This window comes from Pseudomonas sp. S31 (assembly GCF_016648105.1).
Classification (GTDB): Bacteria; Pseudomonadota; Gammaproteobacteria; order Pseudomonadales; family Pseudomonadaceae; genus Aquipseudomonas.
Genome location: NZ_JACVVE010000003.1, coordinates 62,931 through 82,777, shown reverse-complemented (window position 1 = coordinate 82,777; position 19,847 = coordinate 62,931). Strand labels below are relative to the sequence as shown.

The 19,847-nt window shown below is 65.5% G+C and carries 17 protein-coding genes; 6 read left to right on the top strand and 11 right to left on the bottom strand.

Annotated elements, in window-relative coordinates; genetic code table 11:
• The 4 genes from mutL to IAE37_RS04085 are packed head-to-tail and all read right to left on the bottom strand — an operon-like array spanning position 1 to position 4,668.
• Positions 1-1,905, bottom strand: coding sequence for a DNA mismatch repair endonuclease MutL (gene mutL / locus IAE37_RS04100; RefSeq protein ID WP_201169606.1), 1,905 nt, complete (start codon positions 1,903-1,905; stop codon positions 1-3).
• Positions 1,902-3,335: an N-acetylmuramoyl-L-alanine amidase gene (locus IAE37_RS04095; RefSeq protein WP_201169603.1), complete on the bottom strand. Its 1,434-nt coding sequence runs from the start codon at positions 3,333-3,335 to the stop codon at positions 1,902-1,904. The genes mutL and IAE37_RS04095 overlap by 4 nt, the downstream gene beginning before the upstream one ends.
• A gap of 11 nt (positions 3,336-3,346) precedes the next feature.
• A complete protein-coding gene (gene tsaE / locus IAE37_RS04090) occupies positions 3,347-3,820 on the bottom strand; it encodes a tRNA (adenosine(37)-N6)-threonylcarbamoyltransferase complex ATPase subunit type 1 TsaE (protein ID WP_201169599.1) in 474 nt (157 codons plus the stop codon).
• Positions 3,808-4,668, bottom strand: a complete 861-nt coding sequence (locus IAE37_RS04085; protein WP_236409774.1) for an NAD(P)H-hydrate dehydratase — start codon at positions 4,666-4,668, stop codon at positions 3,808-3,810. The genes tsaE and IAE37_RS04085 overlap by 13 nt, the downstream gene beginning before the upstream one ends.
• A gap of 65 nt (positions 4,669-4,733) precedes the next feature.
• Between IAE37_RS04085 and queG the strand changes: the two genes are divergently transcribed.
• Complete coding sequence (queG, locus tag IAE37_RS04080) at positions 4,734-5,798, top strand: tRNA epoxyqueuosine(34) reductase QueG (protein ID WP_201169584.1); 1,065 nt, start codon at positions 4,734-4,736, stop codon at positions 5,796-5,798.
• 114 nt (positions 5,799-5,912) lie between these two features.
• Here the strand turns inward: queG and IAE37_RS04075 are convergent, their stop codons facing one another.
• Positions 5,913-6,524, bottom strand: coding sequence for a trimeric intracellular cation channel family protein (locus tag IAE37_RS04075; RefSeq protein WP_201169582.1), 612 nt, complete (start codon positions 6,522-6,524; stop codon positions 5,913-5,915).
• Positions 6,525-6,615: 91 nt separating this feature from the next.
• Entirely contained in the window at positions 6,616-7,158 is a 543-nt protein-coding gene (gene orn, locus IAE37_RS04070; protein ID WP_201169580.1) for an oligoribonuclease, read from the bottom strand.
• Between the two features lie 141 nt (positions 7,159-7,299).
• Here orn and rsgA point away from each other — a divergent pair, with 141 nt between their 5' ends.
• On the top strand, positions 7,300-8,331 hold the full coding sequence (gene rsgA / locus IAE37_RS04065) for a small ribosomal subunit biogenesis GTPase RsgA (protein ID WP_201169578.1): 1,032 nt from the start codon (positions 7,300-7,302) through the stop codon (positions 8,329-8,331).
• 39 nt (positions 8,332-8,370) lie between these two features.
• On the opposite strand, the gene motB is transcribed toward rsgA, so the two are convergent.
• Together motB and motA are read right to left on the bottom strand one after the other, a co-directional pair.
• The gene (gene motB, locus IAE37_RS04060) at positions 8,371-9,414 is read right to left on the bottom strand and encodes a flagellar motor protein MotB (protein ID WP_201169576.1); all 1,044 of its coding nucleotides are present in this window, start codon (positions 9,412-9,414) and stop codon (positions 8,371-8,373) included.
• Positions 9,415-9,417: 3 nt separating this feature from the next.
• On the bottom strand, positions 9,418-10,269 hold the full coding sequence (gene motA / locus IAE37_RS04055; RefSeq protein WP_201169574.1) for a flagellar motor stator protein MotA: 852 nt from the start codon (positions 10,267-10,269) through the stop codon (positions 9,418-9,420).
• A gap of 131 nt (positions 10,270-10,400) precedes the next feature.
• On the opposite strand from motA, the gene IAE37_RS04050 reads away from it, so the two are divergent.
• The 3 genes from IAE37_RS04050 to asd are packed head-to-tail and all read left to right on the top strand — an operon-like array spanning position 10,401 to position 13,663.
• Entirely contained in the window at positions 10,401-11,936 is a 1,536-nt protein-coding gene (locus IAE37_RS04050) for an HDOD domain-containing protein (protein WP_201169572.1), read from the top strand.
• A 44-nt stretch (positions 11,937-11,980) separates the two neighbouring features.
• The gene (locus IAE37_RS04045; RefSeq protein ID WP_201169571.1) at positions 11,981-12,790 is read left to right on the top strand and encodes a rhodanese-like domain-containing protein; all 810 of its coding nucleotides are present in this window, start codon (positions 11,981-11,983) and stop codon (positions 12,788-12,790) included.
• Between the two features lie 9 nt (positions 12,791-12,799).
• Entirely contained in the window at positions 12,800-13,663 is an 864-nt protein-coding gene (gene asd / locus IAE37_RS04040) for an archaetidylserine decarboxylase (RefSeq protein ID WP_201169568.1), read from the top strand.
• A gap of 92 nt (positions 13,664-13,755) precedes the next feature.
• Here asd and serB read toward each other — a convergent pair whose 3' ends face one another.
• The gene (serB, locus tag IAE37_RS04035; protein WP_201169565.1) at positions 13,756-14,970 is read right to left on the bottom strand and encodes a phosphoserine phosphatase SerB; all 1,215 of its coding nucleotides are present in this window, start codon (positions 14,968-14,970) and stop codon (positions 13,756-13,758) included.
• A gap of 134 nt (positions 14,971-15,104) precedes the next feature.
• Between serB and IAE37_RS04030 the strand changes: the two genes are divergently transcribed.
• Positions 15,105-16,568, top strand: coding sequence for an AhpA/YtjB family protein (locus tag IAE37_RS04030; protein ID WP_201169563.1), 1,464 nt, complete (start codon positions 15,105-15,107; stop codon positions 16,566-16,568).
• A gap of 124 nt (positions 16,569-16,692) precedes the next feature.
• Here IAE37_RS04030 and IAE37_RS04025 read toward each other — a convergent pair whose 3' ends face one another.
• Both IAE37_RS04025 and parC read right to left on the bottom strand, forming a co-directional pair.
• The gene (locus tag IAE37_RS04025; protein ID WP_201169560.1) at positions 16,693-17,403 is read right to left on the bottom strand and encodes a PqiC family protein; all 711 of its coding nucleotides are present in this window, start codon (positions 17,401-17,403) and stop codon (positions 16,693-16,695) included.
• A 176-nt stretch (positions 17,404-17,579) separates the two neighbouring features.
• Positions 17,580-19,838 carry a DNA topoisomerase IV subunit A gene (gene parC, locus IAE37_RS04020; RefSeq protein WP_201169557.1) on the bottom strand — a complete coding sequence of 753 codons (2,259 nt, stop codon included), beginning with the start codon at positions 19,836-19,838 and terminating at the stop codon, positions 17,580-17,582.
• Positions 19,839-19,847 lie beyond the last annotated feature (9 nt).

Below are 19,847 nucleotides of genomic sequence, written 5' to 3'. Positions count from 1 at the left end.
TCATCGACCGCGCAGGAAAAGTTTGTCCAGGTCATCCAGGCCCATCTGGGTCCAGGTCGGCCGACCGTGGTTGCATTGGCCGCTGCGCTCGGTGTTTTCCATGTCGCGCAGCAGCGCGTTCATCTCGGGGATGGCCAGGCGCCGGTTGGCACGCACCGCGCCATGGCAGGCCATGGTGCCGAGCAGCTCGTTGAGGTGCGCCTGGATGCGGTCGCTGGTGCCATATTCCATGAGGTCGGTCAGCACGTCCTGGACCAGGCGGTTGGCCTCGGCCTGCTTGAGCAGCGCGGGAATCTGGCGGATGGCCAGGGTTTCCGGGCCCAGGCGCTGCAGCTCGAAGCCCAGGCGCTGGAACCACTGGGCATGTTCCTCGGCGCAGTCGGCCTCACGCTGGCTCAGTGCCAGCGACTCGGGCACCAGCAGCGGCTGGCCGCTGAGGCCTTCGCTGGCCATGGCCACCTTGAGCCGCTCGTACATGATCCGTTCGTGGGCGGCATGCATATCGACCAGCACCAGGCCGACGGCATTCTCGGCAAGGATGTAGATGCCCTTGAGCTGGGCCAGCGCGTAGCCCAACGGCGGGATATCGCCCTGGCTTTCCGGCAGCGCCGTCGTGCCGGACCCCGTGGCGTCGTCGCCCAACGGTTTGTAGAACTCGCGGTAGACTGCCTGAGACTCGGCTGCCGGCAATGGCTGCGAAGGCCGCGGCGTGTACTGGTACTGATAGCCGGCGCCACTGCCAGCATTGGAAATGGCATGTTGCGGTGCTTGGGGCTGTTCGAGCACCGAGGCGGCCAGGCGCATCTCGCCCTGCGGCCCGAATTCACCGGCCTGCAAGCCGCTAGGCCTGACGATCTCGCTGGCTGCGGCAGGGGCTGCCAACTGGTCTTCCGGGCGCACGTCAGCCAGAGCGCGGTGCAAGGTACCGTAGAGGAAGTCGTGTACCGAGCGCCCCTCCCGGAAACGCACCTCGTGCTTGGTCGGGTGCACATTGACGTCGACGCCGGTGGGGTCGAGCTCGAGAAACAACACGAAGGTCGGATGCCGCCCATTGAACAGCACGTCACGGTAGGCCTGGCGCACCGCGTGGGCGACCAGCTTGTCCCGCACGGCGCGACCATTGACGAAGAAGTACTGCAGGTCCGCCTGACTGCGTGAGAACGTCGGCAGCCCAACCCAGCCCCACAAGCGCAGGCCGTTGCGCTCGACCTCGATCGGCAGCGCCTGCTCCATGAAACCGCCGCCACAGATGGCGCCGACACGCCGCGCCCGCGCCATGTCGTCGTGGGCCTCGTGCAAGCTGAGCACGGTCTTGCCGTTGTGGCGCAAATGAAACGCCACGTCGAAGCGGGCCAGCGCAAGGCGGCGGATCACTTCTTGCAGGTGATCGAATTCGGTTTTTTCAGCCTTGAGGAACTTGCGCCGCGCCGGGGTATTGAAGAACAAGTCGCGAACCTCGACCGAAGTCCCCACCGGGTGCGCCGCCGGCTGCACCCGCGGGGTCATGTCGCGGCCCTCGGTCTCCACCTGCCAGGCTTCGCTGGCGCTGGCGGTACGCGAGGTCAGGGTCAGGCGCGCCACCGAGCTGATCGAGGCCAGCGCCTCGCCACGAAAGCCGAGGCTCAATACGCCTTCCAGGTCTTCCAGCTCGCGAATCTTGCTGGTGGCGTGACGGGCCAGGGCCAGCGGCAGGTCGTCGGCGGAAATACCACCTCCGTCGTCCCGCACCCGCAGCAGCTTGACGCCGCCCTGCTCGACCTCGACATCGATGCGCCGGGCGCCGGAGTCCAGGCTGTTCTCCAACAACTCCTTGGCCACCGAGGCCGGACGCTCGACCACCTCGCCGGCGGCAATCTGGTTGGCCAGCCGCGGGGTCAGCAGCTGGATGCGCGCGCCACCACTCATTGCTGCGAGGCCAGGGTGGTGGCAGGAATATCCAGACGCTGGCCGACCTTGAGCTCGTCGCTCTTGAGGCTGTTGTTGCTGCGCAGGCTGGCCACGCTGACCTGGTAGCGCACGGCGAGCATTGCCAAGGTCTCGCCAGGGCGCACGGTGTGTTCACGCGGGCCCTGGGCGATCTTGCCACTGTCGCGCAGCCAGGCGATGTAGGTGCCCGGCGGCGGGTTCTGCTGGAAATACTGGCGAACGCCGGTATGGATCGAGCGAGCCAGCGCCTGCTGGTGGCTGCGGGTGGCCAGCTTGGCGGCCTCGGCGTTGTTCGAGATGAACCCGGTTTCGACGAGGATCGACGGGATGTCCGGGGATTTGAGCACCATGAAGCCGGCCTGCTCGACCCGCTGCTTGTGCAACGAGGTGATCCGGCCCATGTTGCCCAGTACCTTCTGCCCTACGTTCAGGCTCGAGCTCAGGGTCGCCGTCATCGACAGGTCCAGCAGCACGCCGGCGAGCATGCGGTCCTTGTCATCGAGGCTGACGTTGCCGGCCCCGCCGATCAGGTCGGAACGGTTTTCCGTGTCGGCCAGCCAGCGAGCGGTCTCGGACGTGGCGCCACGGTCGGACAAGGCGAACACCGAGGCACCGAACGCAGCGCGAGATGGTGCGGCGTCGGCATGGATCGAGATGAACAGGTCGGCGCCTTTCTTGCGGGCGATTTCGGTGCGCTTGCGCAGTGGGATGAAGTAATCGCCGGTACGGGTCAGCTCGGCGCGGAAGCCTTTCTCGGTGTTGATCTGGCGCTGCAGCTCCTTGGCGATCTGCAGCACGATGTCTTTTTCATGCTGGCCACGAGAGCCGGATGCGCCCGGGTCCTCGCCACCGTGGCCGGCATCGATGGCCACCACGATATCGCGCTTGCCGTTGGGCACCGGCGGCAATTTGATCGCCGGCTGGGCCGGCGTCACTGGCACCGCCGGGGTGGTCGCGGGCGTCTGCGTCGGCGTGGGTGCGGGCGTCGGGCTGCTGGCAGCGATGGCGTCGGCTTCCTGGTCGTACAGGTCGACCACCAGGCGATTACCATACTGGGCGTTGGGCGCCAGGGTGAAGCTCTTGGGCGTGACCGACTTCTTCAGGTCGACCACCACGCGCAGGTCGGTGGGCGTGCGCTGGGCAGAACGCACGCTGCTGATCGGGGTGTTGGAGGTGGAGACGTTCAGCGGCCCACCCAGGGTAGCGCCATTGATGTCGATCACCAGGCGATCGGGAGCCGTCAGGGTGAAGACACTGTGCTGCACCGGCCCTGACAGGTCGAAGACCAGCCGTGTGTTGTCCGGCGCCCGCCAAAGGCGCATGCTCTTGACTTGAGTGACGGCCAGAGCGTCAACGGTCACCGCTGTCAGCAGTAGCCCAACCACAGCGACCAGTGCGCGTATGCGCATACCTACCCCACTTACTGTTTATAGTATTCGGCCAGTGCCACGCACCAGGCTTCGCCGCGAGCCCCCTGCGGCGACAGGTTCAGCGAGCGTCCGCTCGCTTGGGGGCTTATGGTAATGGTCAGGTCGGGCTTTGGCAAAATGCCCGCACCCTTTTGTGGCCACTCGAACAGGCACAATGGGTCGCCTTCGAAATAATCACGGATGCCCATGAACTCCAGCTCCTCCGGATCGACCAGGCGATACAGGTCGAAGTGGAAGGCGCGAACGTCTCCGATCTCGTAGGGTTCTACCACGGTGAACGTCGGGCTTTTTACTGCACCAGTATGGCCCAGGCCGCGGATCAGGCCTCGCGAGAGCGTGGTCTTGCCCGCCCCCAGGTCGCCTTCCAGGAAAATCACGCCATGACCGCCGGTCACTTTGGCCATTTTATTGCCGAAGGCGACCGTGGCCGCTTCATCGGCCAGAAACAGGGTTAGCCCAGACACGCAGAATGCTCCTCCAACAACTCACGAATGATCGGCGCCAGGTCACCGGCTGCCAGCCCCCTACCCTTCACCCCCAACCGCTCGCCCGCGCAGGCGTGCAGCCATGTCCCCAGGCACGCTGCCGCCCAGGCATCCAGGCCCTGGGCCAGCAGTGCCGCCAGCACACCGGTCAGCACGTCGCCCAGGCCGGCACCGGCCATCGCCGGGTGCCCACGCTCGCACAGTGCCAGCTGGCCGCCGGGGTCGGCCACCAGGGTGCCCGCCCCCTTGAGCACGCAGACACTGGCATGGCGGCGCGCCAACTTGAGCGCCGCGCCCGCACGGTCGGCCTGCACCGCTTCGGTGGACACCCCGAGCAGGCGCGCCGCCTCTCCCGGATGCGGGGTGAGCACGCTGCCCGGCGGCAATGCCAGCGGTGTATGCGCCAGCAGGTTGAGCGCGTCGGCATCCCATACCTGCGGCCGTTCGGCGTCGGTCACCGCCGACAGCAGGCTGCGCCCCCAGGCCGCCTGGCCCAGGCCAGGGCCGACCACCAGCACCGTGGCACGCTCTAGCACGCCCATCAACTGATTGGCCGAGTCCACCCCCAGGCACATGGCTTCGGGCAGGCGCGCCAGGGCTGCGCCGACATGCTCGGGGCGTGTGGCCACGCTGACCAGGCCGGCGCCGCAACGCAACGCGGCCTCGGCACTGAGCAGCACCGCGCCGCCGGTCCCCAGGTCGCCGCCGACCACCAGCACATGGCCGAAATCGCCCTTGTGCGCGTCTACCGGGCGCGCCGCCAGGTGCGCAACGCTGAGGCTGCTGAGCAATCGTGGGGCGTGGCCGGGGTGTTTGGTCTGGGGCATAGGGTCAAAGGCTCCAATGTCTGGCAGAATTATACGCACCTGAGCCTGTATTGCCTTACCCATCCATGCCTGCTTGCACACCTGACCTCGCCAACCTGGCCCAATCGATCAAGGATTGGGGCCGAGAACTCGGTTTTGCCCACGTCGGCATCGCCGGGGTCGACCTTGGCGAGCACGAACACCACCTGCAACGCTGGCTCGACGCCGGCTACCAAGGCGAGATGGAGTACCTCGGCGCCCACGGCAGCAAGCGCGCGCACCCGGAACAGTTGATTCCCGGCACCCTGCGCGTGGTGTCGCTGCGCATGGACTACCTGCCTGGCGACACGCAGATGGCCCAGCGCCTGGCGCAACCAGAAAAGGCCTACGTCTCGCGCTACGCCCTGGGCCGCGACTACCACAAGCTGGTGCGCAAGCGCGTGCAGCACCTGGCCGACCGCATCCAGGAAGCCATCGGCCCGTTCGGCTACCGTGCCTTCGTCGACAGCGCCCCGGTACTGGAAAAGGCCCTGGCCGAACAGGCCGGGCTGGGCTGGATCGGCAAGAACACCCTGCTGCTCAACCGCAAGGCCGGCAGCTACTTCTTCCTTGCCGAACTGTTCGTCGACCTGCCGCTGCCACTGGACGAAGCCACCACCAGCGAGCACTGCGGGCGCTGCCAGGCATGCCTGGACATCTGCCCGACCCAGGCCTTCGTCGGCCCCTACGTGCTGGACGCCCGACGCTGCATCTCGTACCTCACCATCGAGCTCAAGGGCGCCATCCCGGTAGAGCTGCGCGCGATGATGGGCAACCGCGTGTTCGGCTGCGACGACTGCCAGATCGTCTGCCCATGGAACCGCTTCGCCAAGCACAGCAAGGAACAGGACTTCCAGCCGCGCCACGGGCTGGAGAATGCCGAACTGGCGGAGATGTTCCTGTGGGACGAGCGGACTTTCCTGCGCAAGACCGAAGGCGGGCCGCTGCGCCGGGCCGGCTATGAGCGCTGGCTGCGCAACCTGGCGGTGGGCTTGGGCAATGCGCCTTCGACGATACCGGTGGTGGAGGCTTTGAAGGCGCGGCGCGAGGATGCTTCGGAGCTGGTGCGTGAACACGTTGAATGGGCGCTGGCCCGGCATGGCCAGGTTTAGATCGCGCAGGTGCTGACAGGTGCTTGCCTCACATTTTTCAGCGCCCTTGAGATCGAGCGCCGCGCGGGCGGCGCTCGATCTCAAAACCAGCACAACACTTGAGGCGAAGCGCCCCTATTGCTGGTCGTTATAGTGAAACTTGGGCATTTCCCAATGGAAACGAATAGCCAGCAAGCGCAGCAGGAAGCCACCGAACAAGGTCAGCAGCATCGCCTGCTCCGCCGGCACCTTGAAATACACGCAGCCCAGGTAGAACCAAGCCGCCGCGAACGACACACTGGCGTACAGTTCGCGGCGAAACACCAGCGGAATATCGTTGCAGAAGATATCCCGGAGGATCCCCCCGAATACCCCGGTGATCACCCCGCTGAGCGAGGCCACCAGCATGCCCTGCCCCATTTCCAGCGCGGTCATGCAGCCGATCAGGGTGAAGGCCACCAACCCCAGGGCATCGAGCACCAGGAACAACGAACGCAGGCGGCGCATCATCGGCGCGATGAAGATCGTCAGCAGTGCCGCGCAACTGGTCAGCACCAGGTACTCGGGATGCTTCACCCAGGTCAGCGGGTAGTGCCCGAGCAGCACGTCACGCACCGAACCACCGCCCAGCGCGGTGATGCAGGCGATCAACACCACGCCGAACCAGTCCATGCCGCGACGCCCTGCGGACAAGGCACCGGTCATGGCTTCGGCGGTAATGGCGATGAGGTAGAGCATCAGCAACATGGCGCGGGTCCGTGCGGGAAAGGCGCGCAGTCTAACCAGTTGCCCCCGGCACCAAAAGGGGGCGCCAGCAGGAAAGCTGCGCCCTCTTGGGTCACACCTTGATGAAATGCTCGCGGTAGTGGCGCAACTCGGCGATCGACTCGCGGATGTCGTCCAGCGCCAGGTGGGTGCTGCCCTTCTTGAAGCTGTCACGCACCTCCGGCGCCCAGCGCGCAGCCAGCTCCTTGAGGGTGGAGACATCGAGGTTGCGGTAGTGGAAGTAGTTTTCCAGACCGCGCATGTGTCGGTAGAGGAAGCGGCGGTCCTGGCAGATGCTGTTGCCGCAGATCGGCGACTTGCCCTTCGGTACCCATTGCTCGAGGAAGGCGATGGTCTGCGCCTCGGCCTCGGCCATGCCGACCTGGCTTTCACGCACGCGCTGGGTCAGGCCCGAGGCACCGTGGGTGCGGGTGTTCCAGTCGTCCATGCGTGCCAGCACTTCGTCACTGTGGTGGATCGCGATCACCGGGCCTTCGGCCAAGGTGTTCAGCTCGCTGTCGGTGACGATGGTGGCCATCTCGATGATGACGTCGTGGTCCGGATCCAGGCCGGTCATTTCCAGATCGATCCAGATCAGGTTCTGTGGGTTCTGCATGAAGAGGCTCCTCGTATAGGCCGTCATATTAGCCTAGCGACGCCAGCCTGCGCATGCGCGGCGCAAAGGTAAGCAGAATGGTCGATGGGCTGGCGTGCTAAACTGCCTGCCGTTTTCAACTTGCCCCACCTTGGAAGGTCCATGGCCAAACGCCAGCTCAATCGTCGCCAGAACTGGCGTATCGAAAAAATCCAGAACGAACGCGCCGCTCGCGCCGCCAAACGCGAGCAGCACGTGCTGCAAGAGCTGGAGGGCGGCGACCTGGGGCCGGAGCAACTGGGCCTGGTGATCGCCCACTTCGGCGTGCAAGTGGAAGTCGAAGCCCAGGACGGCGAGTCGGCCGGCCAGGTTTTCCGCTGCCACCTGCGCGCCAACCTGCCGGCGCTGGTCACCGGCGACCGCGTGGTCTGGCGCGCCGGCAACCAGGGCATCGGCGTGATCGTCGCGCAGATGCCGCGCAGCACCGAACTGTGCCGGCCGAACAACCATGGCCAGCTCAAACCGGTCGCGGCCAACGTCGACTTGATCGTGATCGTCTTCGCCCCGGCCCCGGAGCCACACCCCAACCTGATCGACCGCTACCTGGTGGCAGCCGAGCACGCCGGCATCCGCCCGCTGCTGTTGCTGAACAAGGCCGACCTCATCGACGAGCAGAACGGCCCCGGCCTGCATGAACTGCTCGAAGTGTACCGCGAGCTGGGCTACCCGCTGCTGGAAGTCTCGGCTCACCAGGGCGATGGCATGCAACGCTTGCAGCAGATGCTCGATGGCCACATCAGCGTGTTCGTCGGGCAATCGGGGGTGGGCAAGTCGTCACTGGTCAACAGCCTGCTGCCCGAAGCGGGCACGCGGGTCGGCGACCTGTCCGAGTGGTCCGGCCAGGGCACCCACACCACCACGACCGCGCGCTTGTATCACTTCCCCAATGGCGGCGACCTGATCGACTCGCCGGGCATTCGCGAATTCGGCCTGGCCCACGTCAGCCGCGACGACGTCGAGGCTGGCTTCATCGAGTTCCGCGACCTGTTCGGCACCTGCCGCTTCCGCGACTGCAAGCATGACCGCGAGCCAGGCTGCGCCCTGCTCAAGGCCCTGGACGAGGGACGGATCAAACCGCAGCGCATGAACAGCTACCGTTCGATCATCGCCAGCCTTACGCAAGACAGCTACTGACGCAATTGGGGCGCGGAGCGGCCCCAATTATCACGTCTTCTACTGCCCCTTGGCCTCATCCATCTTCAACACGCCATCCTCGAAGATGTTCAGCTTCTGCCGCAGTTCGCGCGGCTGCATCGGCGTATCGCCCGCCCCTGGCGCCGCCGAGGCACCCGGTGCGGCAGGCGCCGCGGGGGGCGCGGCTGGCGGTGTCGCGCCAGGCGCTGCCGGCGACGGAGCCTGCGGAGTGCCTTGCTGGCCTTCGATATCGCGCTGGGCCTTCTTGGTCAGGACGATGATGTCGATGCGACGGTTCACCGGGTTGAACGGGTTCTTGCGGTCGAACAGCGACGACGAGGCGTAGCCGACCACCCGCGCCACCTGCTCGTCCGGGTAGCCCCCGGCAACCAGCGCGCGGCGCGCGGCGTTGGCACGGTTGGCCGACAGCTCCCAGTTGCCGAAGTCACCGGTACCGGAATACGGCTTGGCGTCGGTGTGACCACTGATGCTGATCTTGTTCGGCACCGCCTTGATGGTGTCGGCCATGGCCAGCAGGATGTCCTCGAAATACGGCTGCAGGCGCGCACTGCCGAGGTCGAACATCGGCCGGTTCTCGGCATCCATGATCTGGATGCGCAAGCCGTCCTGGGTGATCTCGAACAGGATCTGATCCTTGAACTTCTGCAGTTCAGGGTTTTCCTCGACCTTGTTCTGCAACTCCTGCAGCAACAACTCCAGGCGCTCGCGCTCGACCTGTTCGGCAAGGGTCTCGACCTGGTCCTTGTCCAGCTGCGTGCTGGTGTTGGGCGTAGGCTCGGACTTCTCTTCCGGGTTGATGGTCTTGTCCGGCGCAAGCTCGGGCGACCCACCCAGGTCGATGACGTAGGGCGTGCCGCTCTCGGAAAAGCCGATCGGGTCCTTGAAATAACCGGCAATGGCGATCTTCTGTTCAGGCGTTGCCGTGGACAGCAGCCACAGCACCAGGAAGAACGCCATCATCGCCGTGGCGAAGTCGGCGAAGGCGATCTTCCAGGCTCCGCCGTGATGGCTGGCGCCGAAGCGCTTGACGCGCTTGATGATTATCGGCTGATTGTTTTCCATGACTCAGCGACCACGAACCGCTTGTTCCAGCTCGGAGAAACTCGGGCGGTGCTTCGGGTACAGCACCTTGCGACCGAACTCGACGGCCAGCGATGGCGGCATGCCGGAAGCCGAGGCAACCAGCGAGGCCTTGATCGACTCGTAGAGGTTGATTTCTTCCTTGGCGTCGTGCTCCAGGCACTTGGCCAGCGGGCCGAAGAAGCCGTAGGCGGCGAGGATACCGAAGAAGGTACCGACCAGCGCCGCGCCCACGTGCAGGCCGATCGAGGCTTGGTCGCCATCGCCCAGCGAGGCCATGGTCACCACGATCCCCAGTACTGCCGCGACGATACCGAAGCCGGGCATGCCGTCGGCGATGCCATTGACCGCGTGCGACGGGTGCTCGAGCTCTTCCTTCATGTTCAACAGCTCCATGTCGAACAGGCCTTCGAGCTCGTGGGGCGCCATGTTGCCGGTGGACATGATGCGCAGGTAGTCGCAGATGAACGCGGTCATGCGCTCGTCGCCCAGTACCGCCGGGTACTTGGCGAAGATCGGGCTGGCCGCGGCGTCCTCGATATCGCTCTCGATCGCCATCATGCCTTCGCGACGGCTCTTGTTGAGAATCTCGTAGACCAGCCCCAGCACTTCCATGTAGTAGGTATGGGTGAAGCGCGAGCCGAACATCTTCATCGACTTCTTGATTACATGCATGGTCATGTAACCGGGGTTGGCCTGCAGGAATGCACCGAAGGCCGCACCGCCGATGATCAGCACTTCGAATGGCTGGATCAGCGCCGCAATCTTGCCGTGGGAAAGAACGTATCCGCCGAGCACGCTCGCGAATACGACGATGATGCCGATAATTTTAGCCATAGGTTCAAAGCACTTGCAGTCGTGGTCAGGGTCGGGGGACGGGAGCTTTAAAACTCTTCTTCTACTTATCGGCAGAACTGCGCCAGACTATAGCCACTAAAAGCGAAAAGCCAGTTCGGACTGATGTCAAAATGCCAATTGAAACCAAGGTACCTACTGAGACTCCGCGCACACTAAAGACCTGGATCACGGTACTCGACGGCATCCGCCTGCCGGTGCCGAAGTCCAGTTACGACCGGGTCATGGCGGCCATCAACGACAGCCGCCGCTCCCTGCGCGACATCGCCGAACTGATGCAGGACAGCCCAGCCCTGGTGCTCTCGGTGATGCGCGAGGCCAATCACCCCGGCAACCCGAGCCAGGCGGAGCCCGCCGAAAGCCTGGAAATCGCCCTGAACCGTCTTGGCCTGGCGCGCAGCCGCGAGCTGCTGATGCGCCTGCCCTCGGTGCCGGAAGACGACATACCGCCGGTGCTGCGCCAGTTCCTGCTGATCAGCCAACATGCCACGCAACAGGCCAACGGCCTGTTCGCCAGCCGCCTGGCACGCCTGTGGCAGGAAATCCACTGGGGCAGCCTGCTGTTCCTGGCGCCCCTGTGGCCGCTGGCCCAGGCCTACCCGAAACTGCTGGACGCCTGGGAGCTGCGAGTCATCCACAAGGGCGAGATCGCGGCAGACGTTGAGCAGGAGCTGTTCGGCGTGCGCATCTTCGCCCTGTGCCAGGCCGTGGCCGAGCATTGGCGCCTGCCACGCTGGGTGACCCAGGGCTACCGCCTGCTGCTCGAAGAGCGCGAGCAACTGGCCCTGGTGCTGAGCATCGCCCGCGACCAGGACCTGCTGAGCCAACAGCATCGCCTGGACGAAGAGCCGGGCCTGCGCCGCTGGTTCAACGAGCCGGCCAATACCGTGCTGCTGGCCAACAACCTGGCCCTGGCAGCCCAGGTGGGCTGGGACAACCCACACCTGCTGCGCTGGCAACTGCTGACCGCGCTGTACCTGCAGACCTCGCTGGAAGACGTGCAGCAACAGGTTCACCAACAAGCCGCGGCCAGCGCCCGGCGCCACGCCCGCCATGCCCTGTTCCACCCCGCCGAGGCATTGATCTGGCCCTGGGAGCAGCGCCGCCCGCACCCCGATATGCTCACCCCGCCGCCGCCCTCCAGCGAGGCGCTCGGCCGCTGGCGCAGGCTGTGCCAGGAACTGCTGTCCCAGCCCAGCCCGTTCGCCAACGTCGTGCACCTGGCCACCCATGCCCGCGAGGCCCTGGAAGCCTGTGGGATGCAGCGCATCATGCTGCTGAGCCTGGACAAGCCCAGCGATTACCTGCGCGTGCAGCAGATCGCCGGCCTGCCCAAGGAAGCGAGCAGCATCGCCCTGGACATCGAGCAGAACAAGCTGCTGCAGAAGCTGACGAGCAAGGCCGGCCAACTGCGCCTGACGCCCGACAACCACGCCCAGTTCTCGGCACTGCTGCCGGCCCCGCTGCGCGCGCTGTTCCACAGTGAGCACCTGTTGCTGCGCTCGCTCGCGGTCGGCGACCAGGTGCTGATGGTGGCGGTGGCCGACCAGGGCGGCAAACCGCTGGCCGATGTCAGCGTGCAGGCCTTCGGCAAAACGGTGCAATGCATCGAGCGGGCGCTGGCTGTGTTTGCCAACCGCAACGCCTGAGCCTTGCGCTACAATCGCCCCTCTTTCCACACTGGAGAACGTGGATGACTGATTTTTCCGGCCTGCCCCTGGTGATCGAGCCTGAGGACCTGCTGCCGCGCCTGGACTGCCCGCAGTTGATCCTGGTCGACCTGAGCAGCGCCAACCGCTATGTCAGCGGCCATATTCCCGGCGCCCGCTTCGTCGAAGGCAAACGCACCCAACTCGGCCAGCCCCCGGCCCCTGGGCTGCTGCCAGCACAGGCCGACCTGGAAAAACTGTTCAGCGAACTCGGCCACCGCGACGACGCCGTCTACGTGGTGTACGACGACGAAGGCGGCGGCTGGGCCGGGCGCTTCATCTGGCTGCTCGATGTCATCGGCCACAAGGCGCACCACTACCTCAATGGTGGCATCCAGGCCTGGCCAGCGGACAAACTCTCCACCGACGTCCCCGCCCCTGGCAGCGCCCCCGTTCACCTGCGCCTGCACAGCGAGCCAACCGCCACCCGCGAATACCTGCAAAGCCGCCTGGGCGCCACTGACCTGGTCATCTGGGATGCCCGTGGCCCGCAGGAGTACAACGGCGAAAAAGTCCTGGCCGCCAAGGCCGGTCACATCCCTGGCGCGGTCAACTTCGAGTGGACCGCCGGCATGGACCTCAACGACCACCTGCGCATTCGTGCGGACATCGCTGAAGTGCTCGAGCAACTGGGCATCACCCCCGACAAGGAAGTGATCACCCACTGCCAGACCCACCGCCGCTCCGGCTTCACCTACCTGGTGGCCAAGGCCCTCGGCTACCCACGGGTCAAAGCCTATGCCGGCTCGTGGAGCGAATGGGGCAACCACCCGGACACGCCTGTAGAAGTCTAAGGAACCTGAATGAAATCCCGTTTGTTCATCATCAGCCAGCACCTGCTGCCGCATCACCTGCTGTCGCGAATGGCCGGCTGCATCGCCGAGTGCCGGGCGCGCTGGTTCAAGAACGCCTTCACCGCCTGGTTCGCCAAGCGCTACCAGGTCAACATGAGCGAAGCGCTGGTCGAGGACCTCACCGCCTACGAGCACTTCAACGCCTTCTTCACCCGCGCCCTCAAGCCGGGCGCACGTCCGCTGGACGAAACCCCCGGGGCGATCCTCTGCCCAGCCGATGGCGCCATCAGCCAGCTCGGCGCAATCGAGCACGGCCGCATCTTCCAGGCCAAGGGCCACAGCTTCAGCGCCCAGGAGCTGCTGGGCGGTGACCCGGCCCTGGCCGCGCCGTTCATGGGTGGTGAGTTCGCCACCGTGTACCTGTCGCCCAAGGACTACCACCGCGTGCACATGCCGCTGGCCGGCACCCTGCGCGAGATGGTCTACGTGCCGGGCCGTCTGTTCTCGGTCAACCAGACCACTGCCGAAAACGTCCCAGAGCTGTTCGCCCGCAACGAGCGTGTGGTGTGCCTGTTCGATACCGAGCGCGGGCCGATGGCCGTGGTGCTGGTCGGCGCGATGATCGTCGCATCGATCGAGACCGTCTGGGCCGGCCTGGTTACGCCGCCCAAGCGCGAGATCAAGACCTTCCGTTACGACGAAGGCAGCCGCGCGCCCATCCACCTGGAAAAAGGCGCCGAGCTGGGCCGCTTCAAGCTGGGCTCCACGGCCATCGTGCTGTTCGGCCCGGAACAGGTGAAGTGGGCACAGACCCTGGGTGCAGGCTCGGCCGTGCGCATGGGTGAACTGCTGGCGACGCCTGAACAGGTCTGAGTGCTTGGCGTTGGCTTGCCTGCGCCTGTGAGACCGAGCGCCGCCCGCGCGGCGCTCGATATCATGCCCACCGACAACCCAGCGCCAAGCCCTTAAGCGCGCGCCTCGCGGTCGCGCAGGCCCAGCAGGTACAGCACGCCATCCAGGCCCAGGGTCGAGATCGCCTGCTTGGCCGATTGGCGCACCAGCGGCTTGGCCCGGAAGGCGACGCCCAGGCCGGCCAGTGCCAACATTGGCAGGTCGTTGGCACCATCGCCCACGGCAATGGTCTGCTCCAGCTGCAAACCCTCGTCGGCGGCCAGTTTCTGCAGCAGGTCGGCCTTGCGCTGGGCGTCCACGATGGGCTCCACAGCCACGCCGGTCACCTTGCCATCGACCACTTCCAGCTCGTTGGCGAACACGTAGTCGATACCCAGGCGCGCCTGCACCTGCTTGGCGAAGTAGGAGAAGCCACCGGACAGGATCGCGGTCTTGTAACCCAGGCGCTTGAGCTCGGCGAACAGGTTCTCGGCGCCCTCGGTCAGGCGCAGCGACGCCCCGATCTGGTCCAGCACGCCCACGTCCAGACCTTTGAGCAGCGCCATGCGCTCCTTGAAGCTGGCGCGGAAGTCGAGTTCACCACGCATCGCCCGCTCGGTGATGGCAGCGACTTGCTCGCCGACACCGGCGGCCTTGGCCAGCTCGTCGATGACCTCGGCCTCGATCAGCGTCGAGTCCATGTCGAATACCGCCAGGCGGCGGTTGCGGCGGAACAGGTCGTCCTTCTGGAAGGCGATGTCGATGCTCAGTGCTTCGGCCAGGGCGAAGAAGTCGCCACGCAGTGCCTGGGCGTCGCTCGGCACGCCGCGCACCGATATTTCCAGGGCGGCCTTGTTCGTCTCGGCGTGGCTATCCAGGGCGACACGGGCCGACAGGCGCTCGATGCGCTCGATGGTCAGGCCGTACTGGCTGATCACCGCACTCACCCGTTGCAGTTGCTCGGGGGTGATCTTGCGGCTGAGCAGGGTCACGATATGCCGCGCCTCGCCCTGGCCGTCGGCCCAGTGCTGGTAGTCGGCCTCGGAAATCGGTGTGTAGCGGGCCTGCAGGTTCAGCTCGTGGGCCTTGGCCTGCACGCTTTGCAGCAGCTGGGTGGCCACCTCGTTATCCGGGATGTCGACCAGGATGCCAAAGGACAAGGTGCCATGCATCACCGCCAGGCCGATGTCGAGGATGTTCACACCGCCCTGGAGCAGGACGCCGGTAAGGGCGGCAGTGAGACCGGGACGGTCCTCACCGGTGATGTTGATCAGGACGATTTCGCGCACAACCTGCTCCGACTTCGATGAAAAATGCGCATTCTACCGATTTTCCATGACCATCGGGCACCAACGATACTTTGCCGACAAATTCCGGCTCGCTATACTGCGCAACACTTTTCTGCCATTAAGAGCCGCGCTCTGTGAACCGGCCCACGCCCGTCAAGCCAGACAACTTCTTCCTAATGATCTTCCGTGCCCTGCGACAACGTCGTGTTCCCCTGGCACTGCGCATCGCCAGCACCAACATATTCCTGGTGGCGCTGGCGCTGGTGATCTATGCCTGCGTCATGGGCCTGCAGTTCAAGCAGGCCATGCATGAGCAGGCCGACGCCCTCGGCCAGAGCCTGACCACCCAGACCGCCACCTCGGCCACAGAACTGCTGGTGTCCAACGACATCCTCAGTCTCAACGTGCTGCTCGGCAACCTGGTGAAAAACCCCCTGGTGGCGCATGCGGCGATCTACAGCGTCGACAACCGCATTCTCGCCGAGGCCGGCCAGCGCCCGCGCAACAGCCTGCTGGGCGAGGCCGAAGGCCTGTACCAGACCAAGATCACCTTCCAGGACGTGACCGCCGGGCAACTGCGCATCAGCCTGGACATGAGCCAGTTCCAGCAACCGATGCTGATCAGCCTGCAGAGCATGGGCATTCTTGCCGCGATCCTGCTGGCCCTGGCCTTGAGCCTGAGCCTGCGCCAAGGTCGCCACATCACCACGCCGCTGCTGCAATTGCGCGTCTGGCTGCGCGACCCGCACCCTTACACCCCGGCCACCGACCGTCAGGACGAGATCGGCGACATCGCCCGCCAGTTGCACACGCGTCTCGCCCCGCCTCCACCACCGGAGCCAGAGCCGGAAGAGGAAGAATACGAAGACGACTTCGACGACCTGCACGACGACGCTCCCGCACCCAAGGCGGCGGCCCGGCCGAACACCGTTGCCCAGGCTGACGAGGACGACGACGAAGCCTTCGCCGGTTTGCTGGACAATGACGAACCCGCCGCCAAGACGGCCGTGGTCGAGTCGGACGAACCGCAGAACAGCGCCGTACTGGCCGTACAGCTGGGCTCCCAGGAGCAACTGCGGCGCCTGCCCCGCACCCGCCTGACCGAGCTGCTGGAGCGCTACCGCGACTGCCTGGAGCAGGCCGCCTCGCTGTACGACGGTGAAACCTACACGCTCAACGACGGCAGCACCCTGGTGCTGTTCCACAGCCGCGACAGTGGCGAGGACTACCTGACCAACGCCATCTGCTGCGGAGAGCTGCTGCGCGCCCTGGGCCACGCCCTGCAGATCGAGGTAGCCGACAGCGGCATCACCCTGCAACTGCAGCTGGGCCTGGTGCATGGCGACGACCTGCAGGGGCTGGAGCAGGTCGACCTGTTGATGACCGAGCAGGCCCAGGACGCTCTGGCCCTGTCGCAGCACAGCCGCAACCTGCTTCTGGTCGAGCGGCAGATCAGTGACGATAGCCTGATCCGCCAGCGCGCACGCATCCGGCCGATCGCCAGCCCCGAAGGCGCCTGCTGCGTGGAGCGGTTGATGGAGCCGTACCCATCGATGCTGGAACGGCAGCTGGCGCGGCTGGACGAGCGCCGGGCCTGACGTGGGGCCCTAGGGGCCGCTTTGCGCCGCATCCGGCCGGATGGGTTGCAAAGCAGCCCCAACTTTCACAGAACCCACAAAAAAGCCCGCGAATATGCGGGCTTTTTTGTGGGTAACGATTCGGTCAGAACCGATACACCTCCATGTCCGTACGAATCGGCGAAGCCATTGGAATCTTGGCCTTCTCCGGTTCCTTCTTCACCTGTTGCGGCGCTGCCGGCTTTTTCGGCGTTTCTTCAGCGATTGCCGGCTGGTTGGCCAGCGGCTTGACCGCAGTGCTCAACTGCTCGGCCAGCTTCTGCAGCAGTTGGCCCTGGGCCTGTACCTGCGACGATTCGCTGCCCTCGTGTTGCTGCTCGAGGTGCACGATACGGTTGTCACGCACGTGACCACGGCGATCGAGCAGACGCCACTGGGCATCGAGGATCGCAGGCTGGTTCTTGCCCGAGTCCAGGCGGGTGATCGACAGCAGGACTTGCACATCCGGGGTAAAGCCGGTGCTCGCCGGCGCCAGCACGACGCGCTGGCTGTCCAGGCGCCAAGCCAGTTGGCGCACCAGCAGCTGGTCGATATCCGACGACAGGCTACCCGCCCAGCGACCGTCGGTCGCCGAACTCAGGCTGCCATCGGCCTGACGCTGCAGGAAGGTTTCGCGTTGCAGGTAATCGGCAACCGAAACCGGGCCGAGCACCACGGCCATGCCAGCGCTTTGCGAAGGCTGGCCAGGATCACCGCTGTCGAGTTGGTACAGGGCGACCGGCTGATGCATGCTGCATCCGCCCAGCCCCAGCAAACCCGTCATCAACAGCGCAAATGGAAGGCGCAGGAATTTCATTCAACCCATCCAAGCGGTCGCCACCCGGCAAACCGCAGTGATACTAAATATCGATTCAATCGGGCACACGGCCACGCCGGCACCGCAAGGGCACTATCATCCGCGAAATAGCTGTCCGACTCCAGCATTTCCGCCTGGAACGACGCTGATATTGCCGTTCCAGGCGTTTGGCCAGATTACGCCGGGCCTTCCACCTGCAATCCATCGACCCGCTGGAAGCCGCGAGGCAGCTTGCTGCCGCGCCGACCCCGCTCGCCCTTGTAGTGCTCCAGGTCGTCGGGTTTCAGAGACAGCGTACGCTTACCGGCCTGCAATACAAGGGTCGCGCCCTCGCCGAGCACCGCCAGGTCGGTGACGTATTCCTCGCGGCTGGCGACCCGGTCGCCCGGCACGCCGATGATCTTGTTGCCCTTGCCCTTGCCCAGTTGCGGCAGATCACTGACCTTGAACACCAGCAGCCGGCCTTCGGTGGTGACCGCCGCCAGCCAATCCTGGTCACGGTTGGCCACCGGTCGGGGGGTGATGACCTTGGCGCCGTTGGGCAGGCTGAGCAGGCCCTTGCCGGCCTTGTTCTTGGCCTGCAGGTCCTCGCCCTTGACCACGAAGCCGTAGCCGGCATCGGATGCCACCACGTACAGCGCATCGTCTTCAGGCAGCAGCACGCATTCGAAGGTGGCCCCCGGCGGCGGCGCCAGGCGCCCAGTCAGCGGCTCGCCCTGGCCACGCGCCGAAGGCAGGCTGTGGGCTGCCAGCGAATAACTGCGACCGGTCGAGTCGATGAGTACGGCAAACTGGTTGGAACGCCCGGCAGCGGCGGCCTTGAAGCCGTCCCCGGCCTTGTAGGAGAGGCCGGTGGCGTCGATGTCGTGGCCTTTGGCGCAACGCACCCAGCCTTTTTCCGACAACACCACGGTCACCGGCTCGGTCGGCATCAGTTCGTTCTCGGACAGCGCCTTGGCCTCGGCACGCTCGACGATCGGCGAGCGACGGTCGTCGCCATAGGTCTCGGCGTCCTTGATCAGCTCGCTGCGCACCAGCTTGCGCAGCTTGGCGTCGCTGCCCAGCAGGGCGAGCAGCTTGGCCTGCTCCTTGAGCAGCTCGTCCTGCTCGCCGCGGATCTTCATCTCTTCCAGGCGGGCCAGTTGCCGCAGGCGGGTCTCGAGGATGTAGTCGGCCTGGATCTCGGTCAGGTCGAAACGGGCGATCAGGGCCTGCTTGGGATGCTCCTCGGTGCGGATGATGTGGATCACCTCGTCCAGGTTGAGGAACGCGGTGAGCAAGCCTTCCAACAGGTGCAGGCGCTTCTCGACCTTTTCCAGGCGGTGCTGAAGGCGGCGACGGACGGTACCGATACGGTACTGCAACCATTCCAGCAGCAAGGCCCGCAGGTTCTTCAACTGCGGCCGACCGTCGAGGCCGATGATGTTGACGTTGACCCGGTAGCTGCTTTCCAGGTCGGTAGTGGCGAACAGGTGCTGCATCAGCTCGTCGCCATCCACCCGGTTCGAGCGCGGGATGATGACGATGCGGCAAGGGTTCTCGTGATCCGACTCGTCGCGCAGGTCGGCGACCATCGGCAGCTTCTTGGCCTGCATCTGCGCGGCGATCTGTTCCAGCACCTTGGCCCCGGAGACCTGGTGCGGCAGCGCGGTGACGACGATGTCGCCGTCCTCGACGCGATACACGGCGCGCATGCGGATCGAGCCGCGTCCACTTTCGTAGATCTTGAGGATCTCCGCACGCGGGGTGATGATCTCGGCCTCGGTCGGGTAGTCCGGGCCCTGGATGTGCTCGCACAGTTGCTCGAGGGTGGCCTTGGGCTCGTCGAGCAGGCGCACGCAGGCGCTGGCCACCTCACGCAGGTTGTGCGGCGGCACGTCGGTGGCCATGCCCACGGCGATGCCGGTGGTGCCGTTGAGCAGGATGTTGGGCAGGCGCGCCGGCAACACGGCAGGCTCCTGCAGGGTGCCGTCGAAGTTCGGCACCCAGTCCACGGTGCCCTGGCCCAGCTCGCTGAGCAGCACTTCGGAGTAGCGCGACAGACGCGCTTCGGTGTAACGCATGGCGGCGAACGACTTCGGATCGTCCGGAGCACCCCAGTTGCCCTGGCCATCTACCAGGGTGTAGCGGTAGCTGAACGGCTGTGCCATCAGCACCATGGCCTCGTAGCAGGCCGAGTCGCCGTGGGGGTGGAACTTGCCGAGCACGTCGCCGACGGTACGCGCCGACTTCTTGTGCTTGGCATCGGCATCGAGCCCCAACTCGCTCATGGCGTAGACGATGCGTCGCTGCACCGGCTTGAGGCCGTCGCCGATATGCGGCAGGGCCCGGTCCATGATCACGTACATGGAATAGTTGAGGTAGGCCTGTTCGGTGAAGTCAGCCAGCGAGCGGCGTTCGACGCCGTCCAGGCTGAGTTCCAGTGAGTCGCTCATGCGGGCCTC

Bases quoted from the DNA above. Each gene is read 5' to 3' on its own strand.
- mutL (WP_201169606.1), bottom strand. From the start codon at position 1,905: ATGAGTGGTGGCGCGCGCATCCAGCTGCTGACCCCGCGGCTGGCCAAC.
- IAE37_RS04095 (WP_201169603.1), bottom strand. From the start codon at position 3,335: ATGCGCATACGCGCACTGGTCGCTGTGGTTGGGCTACTGCTGACAGCG.
- IAE37_RS04085 (WP_236409774.1), bottom strand. From the start codon at position 4,668: ATGCCCCAGACCAAACACCCCGGCCACGCCCCACGATTGCTCAGCAGC.
- queG (WP_201169584.1), top strand. From the start codon at position 4,734: ATGCCTGCTTGCACACCTGACCTCGCCAACCTGGCCCAATCGATCAAG.
- IAE37_RS04075 (WP_201169582.1), bottom strand. From the start codon at position 6,524: ATGTTGCTGATGCTCTACCTCATCGCCATTACCGCCGAAGCCATGACC.
- orn (WP_201169580.1), bottom strand. From the start codon at position 7,158: ATGCAGAACCCACAGAACCTGATCTGGATCGATCTGGAAATGACCGGC.
- rsgA (WP_201169578.1), top strand. From the start codon at position 7,300: ATGGCCAAACGCCAGCTCAATCGTCGCCAGAACTGGCGTATCGAAAAA.
- motB (WP_201169576.1), bottom strand. From the start codon at position 9,414: ATGGAAAACAATCAGCCGATAATCATCAAGCGCGTCAAGCGCTTCGGC.
- motA (WP_201169574.1), bottom strand. From the start codon at position 10,269: ATGGCTAAAATTATCGGCATCATCGTCGTATTCGCGAGCGTGCTCGGC.
- IAE37_RS04050 (WP_201169572.1), top strand. From the start codon at position 10,401: ATGCCAATTGAAACCAAGGTACCTACTGAGACTCCGCGCACACTAAAG.
- IAE37_RS04045 (WP_201169571.1), top strand. From the start codon at position 11,981: ATGACTGATTTTTCCGGCCTGCCCCTGGTGATCGAGCCTGAGGACCTG.
- asd (WP_201169568.1), top strand. From the start codon at position 12,800: ATGAAATCCCGTTTGTTCATCATCAGCCAGCACCTGCTGCCGCATCAC.
- IAE37_RS04025 (WP_201169560.1), bottom strand. From the start codon at position 17,403: ATGAAATTCCTGCGCCTTCCATTTGCGCTGTTGATGACGGGTTTGCTG.
- parC (WP_201169557.1), bottom strand. From the start codon at position 19,838: ATGAGCGACTCACTGGAACTCAGCCTGGACGGCGTCGAACGCCGCTCG.